1 protein-coding gene is annotated in these 1,897 nt (G+C 57.9%); it reads left to right on the top strand.

Annotated features, from left to right (window positions below):
- Window positions 1-247: 247 nt before the first annotated feature.
- Window positions 248-1,279 (top strand): hypothetical protein, encoded by a 1,032-nt coding sequence (locus tag I8J34_RS23950; RefSeq protein ID WP_214364147.1) that lies wholly within the window; start codon window positions 248-250, stop codon window positions 1,277-1,279.
- Window positions 1,280-1,897: the final 618 nt, after the last annotated feature.

The following is a 1,897-nucleotide window of genomic DNA, read 5'->3' as shown; positions in this document are numbered from 1 at the left end:
GCTCGAACCGATCGGGTATATCCCGCCTGCAGAAGCTGAGGCAAACTACTACAGGCAACTCGCCAGCGAGGCCGCCATCCCGGCCTGACTTAAACCAAACGGCCTCCACCGAACCCGGGGCGATTCAGACCTGTTCGGCAAGCCGCCGGCCGGCTACCCACGCTACACCCTGTCACTGCACCAGAAGCACCAGGCGACGCTGCTCTACTATTGGATGTCGAGGGACTACCGACAACAACTGCTGGATATGATCAACCGGCTGATCGCTGGTGTGGATGTGGTCGTTGACGAAGCGCAGCTGCAGGGACGTGACCGCTTCATGACCAGTCCCCGCTGGGGCGTGCGCGACACGACGACGAACTGGGCCACGCACGTCTACTCTGTGCTCCAGGAGTTTCGCGAATCGACGATCTGGCACATCGCACAGGTCGCCAACGAGGTCTACGGAATCACCGGCGCCTACCAATGCGCCCGCATGCTCTCCGAGCATTCCTCGCGGTGGATGACCGTGGAGGAGGAAGAGCGCTTCAAGGCGGAGTTTCAGAAGGTGCAGAGACACGCCCAACGGATTGATTCCGTATGTGGCTCAGGCGGACAGAAGCGAATCGACGACGGAATGATGTTCGACGCTTGGAAAGAGAACAGCCATCATTTTCTTCGGCTCCCCTTGTTCCGGGTGCGTACCGATGTTGAAGGCGAATCGGGCAAGATGCCACCACGCACCGGCGTCTATGTGGTGCAAGACGACCCAAACGCGACCTTGCAGTTTGGTTGGACAGGGAATAGTGATGGACGGCTGGGGAAAGCAGTCACTTTCAACGCCTTGGGATTGAAGGCATTGGCGGCACTCGGCCGGCCGGCGTTGTGGGCAGACGACGACAAGATCACGGCATTCGTATCCAACGCCTTTCATCGTGGCGAAATGACTGATTACGGGATGATGAACAGAGCGGGCGACGAAAACGACCCTCGGTACGCACCTTTCATCCTGACGCAAAATGCCTACACCCAGCGACCCTGCAAATGGTACTTCGTCGAAATGATCGACGGTGAGTACGACGACGAAGCCGACATCGCCGAACCGGAAGCCGTCACAGCAACCCACCGCCCGAACGTCCCTGCCGGCCAACCCTGTCCCGAAGCCGGCTGGTGGTTCACCCCGGCCAAATCGGATTCCCGCCGCTGGTTCGAGCAGGGCGAGACGATGCCCAGCGTCGGCCGCGACTACGGCCAGACGTTCTGGCAGTGGGCGCCGGACCAGTCAAAAGGTGTCGAATGATCCATTTTTTTAGGGTTGTTGTCGAAGAGGTCACCTCCCACTATCGACGGCAACGAATTCTGGAACAATATCGTGCAGCAATTTGCGCCTTAAACGTCGGTGACCTCTCTCTGATGCAATCTGTCGCAGATCAATCAGTCGGAGACGCATGGAAAGCTCTCGCGGAGGCATACACGTCGGGTGTCACCACGGCTCACGACGAAACTGCCGCCCTCGCCGCGTTCTACAACGCAACCAAGAGTAAGACGTAGTTCAATAACATGCACATGTATTGCGCGCGAGAATATGATCGCCGACGCTTTCTAGGAATCGGAACAACGCCCGACTATGCTTTGCTGCTGGACGAGTGGACGGCATATTCCTTCACGGGAAATGAAAGAGAACCCGAACTTGCCTGGATTAGAGCATGCGGTCCGGTGGAACTGAGGAACGAGGTGGAAGCCTGGGAATGGTTGTCCTTGTGGGAGGCGCGCCGCGGTGGTAGATCGTCGCGGGAGTGTCAGAATTTCTGTGTGTGAGGCGCTCTGAATCGCTTCCTGAGTTGGAAACGCGGTTTTCATTTTAGGCGATGATCCGTGAAGCGGTCCTCGTAGAGGATCGCGAACTGATTCATTGCCG

Source organism: Denitromonas iodatirespirans (assembly GCF_018524365.1).
Taxonomy (GTDB): domain Bacteria; phylum Pseudomonadota; class Gammaproteobacteria; order Burkholderiales; family Rhodocyclaceae; genus Nitrogeniibacter; species Nitrogeniibacter iodatirespirans.
Note: the sequence above shows the minus strand (reverse complement) of the source record. Positions and strands in the feature narration are given on the sequence as shown.

Excerpts from the sequence above, each read along its gene's own strand:
- I8J34_RS23950 (WP_214364147.1), top strand. The coding sequence starts at position 248 with ATGATCAACCGGCTGATCGCTGGTGTGGATGTGGTCGTTGACGAAGCG.